The sequence below is a fragment of the Marinimicrobium sp. UBA4509 genome (assembly GCF_002388575.1).
Lineage (GTDB): Bacteria > Pseudomonadota > Gammaproteobacteria > Pseudomonadales > Cellvibrionaceae > Marinimicrobium > Marinimicrobium koreense.
In genome coordinates, this window is the sequence record NZ_DGMV01000017.1 from 7,460 (window position 1) to 10,039 (window position 2,580).

Genomic DNA, 2,580 nt, shown 5'->3' on the forward strand with positions numbered 1-2,580 from the left:
GCGCTGACACACATCTCATCGACGTAGGTGGCCACAAGGTAGTTGTCCCAGCCACTCGGGTGCTCCATGCCGACCCGCAGGCTCATCTGGTTTTCCGGAACGTCTTTGAGTTGCTCGCCTTTTTTCAGGCCAGAGGCAGCATTGTCCTTGCTGATTTCCGCCTGGGTAAAGGTGTAGGTAAGGCTGACCGGAAGGTAGAACTCGCCCGCCTCGGTGCCGGTCTGGAGCTGGAATTCCGCACCGGCAATTTCAGCCTCGCCGGCTACGAAACTGCCAGAAGTGGCGCCATTGCTGCACGGCGAGCCCACTGAACAGTTTTCAGCCTTGTTGGAGAAGTCGCTGTAGAAGCCGATCACTTCCGCGAAGAACGCATTGCCAAAGTAGCGGACGCCGGCTTCCCAGTTCTTGCTGGTTTCCGGATCTTCGTTTGCCCTGGCACCACCTCCGAGAGGGGAGAAACCCCGGTGCACGCCACCCAGAACCTGCCAGCTTTGGGACAGGTCATAGGTAAAGGAAGCGCCAGGCAGGAGTTCGGCGCTGTCATTGGCGCGGGTGCTGTCGACGGTCGTGCGACCGGGATCCGCGTATTGGGTGCGGCTGGTCTGTACATCCTCGTAGCGCAGAGCGAGGTTGATATTGAGCTTGTCCGTCGCCTGCCACTTGTCGAGTGCCCAGAAGCTCAGGGCTTCGCCGGTCTCAAAGCGGTTGTTGCTGCCCGTTGGGGCCACGCTGTTCTGGAACACCAGGGAGCCATTGACCTGGTCGTACACATCCACCGGCTGGAAGCGATCCATTTCATCTTCGTGGATGCGGGCGCCGAAGTCGAATTCGTGGTTGCCAATGTTTACATCGAAGTTTGTCTGCACGCCCTGGGACAGGTAGTCCCTGGCGTTGTTTTTGTATTCCAGACCGCTGGCGTCAATTGTGCCGTCCAGAATACCCTGGGCATTGGCGTCGCCGGCGTTTGCCTGGCCGATGATGTTTCCGGCGCCACTGAGCTTGTACCAATTGCGTTTGAAGTCGTTGCGGTAGAGAGTCGTGGTGCTGCTTACATTGTCGCTCCACTCGAACTGATGAGTCAGGCTGACACCGGAGTGAGTATTATCCATCTGGTCGAGACTGGAAAGCCCGTAGCGCCGGTTGGGGTCCTGGTTGAAGTCCGCATCCGTCAGTCCGACATAGGTCGAGTTGGAGGTTTCCTCGGAATACTGCAGCTTGGCGGTTACGCTCTGGCGCTCTCCCTGCCAGCGTAGCTTGCCGACATAATCACTGATGTCGAAGCCACTGTTGCGGTTGCTTCGGTCAATGTCCTTGAAGCCTTGCGCTGAGCGCTGGACCGTTTCAACCAGATAGCCCCAGTCACCGTTCGTGTCGCCATAGGTTGCATGAACGTCGGTGGAGCCGCGCTCGTTGGTGACGGCTTCGACGTAGCCCTTCTGCTCGTCGGGAATGGGTGTGGAAATCAGGTTGATCACGCCGCCGGTGGTTTGCGGACCATAGCGCAGCAGCGGGGCACCCTTGAGTACTTCCAGCGAGGACATGCGCTTGAACGTCGGGAAATAATAGGCGGCCGGATTGGAGTAGGGCGCCGGCGCGATCAGAATGCCATCTTCCATCAGGGTAACATTGCTGCTTCGCTCGGCCGTGGCACCGCGAATGCCAATGTTAGGGCGCAGGCCCAGACCCTCCTCTTCCCGTACATACACGCCCGGGACGGTTTTCAGTACCTGGTTGATGTCGGCCTCAACCTCGGTTTTCAACTGTTGATCGCCAACAACGTAGCCTGACCCCGGCAAGGTCTGGGCGGCAGACGCATCGCCAATGATTTCCATGGGTTCAAGCATCTGGGGCTGATCATCGCCGACTGCCCAACTGGCGCCCGGGGCAAGGCTGACAGCCACGGCCAGTGATAAGCGGGAAGGTTTAAACATGTGTTTCTCCGCAATTATTCGTATTTGAAATTCTAAATAGAAACGCGTTCCATTTGCGGATACGAATTTAAGGACTTCTCATAATCAAGTCAATAACCAATGTTAATGATAATGAGAGAGTGTCACCAGGCTGAAAAGGTTGAATTTCTCTCAAACGGGCAATTCGGAGGTCGGAGCGGGTTGGGCGGAGGGTGAGGGTATCAGCTGGCCCGCAATCCGGGGCCAGCTTTTCTGAAGGCCAAACAAGCCGCCGGTGGTCTGCTCGCAATGTCGGTGATCATGGTAACCCGGTTCGATCCCTTACTCCGTCCACAATCTTGCCCGGAAAGAGCTTTGCCGCCAGAGCAGCGCAACCCAGAGCGCATGAAGGTTTATGAGTAGCGCCAATACCCATTCAAAGGCATTGTCTAGTTGACTGTACAAGGCAGGTACTGCGGCAGTGAGGATAACGGAGAGAATTCCCACCGCCAGTAACGCCCTGTACGGCTGATACTGGTGCAACTGTCCCAGTAGGGTATGCACCAGGATATGTAGCCTTCGAAGACAGCAATGACAAACGTATCATGAATGGTGAGCAGCAGGCTTAACGCCGCTGCTAATGCTAACCACCACAAAGGAATGCTGCGGCGCCGGATTGCCCTATTCATCC

At 56.7% G+C, this 2,580-nt stretch carries 1 protein-coding gene and 1 pseudogene; both read right to left on the reverse strand.

Going from position 1 to position 2,580, the window contains the following annotated elements; all coding sequences use genetic code 11:
- Positions 1 to 1,931: TonB-dependent receptor family protein (locus B3520_RS01965; protein ID WP_286875238.1), on the reverse strand; the 1,931-nt coding region annotated here is incomplete at its 3' end.
- Between the two features lie 407 nt (positions 1,932 to 2,338).
- A pseudogene (locus B3520_RS01970) lies at positions 2,339 to 2,580 on the reverse strand (hypothetical protein); the annotation flags it as partial.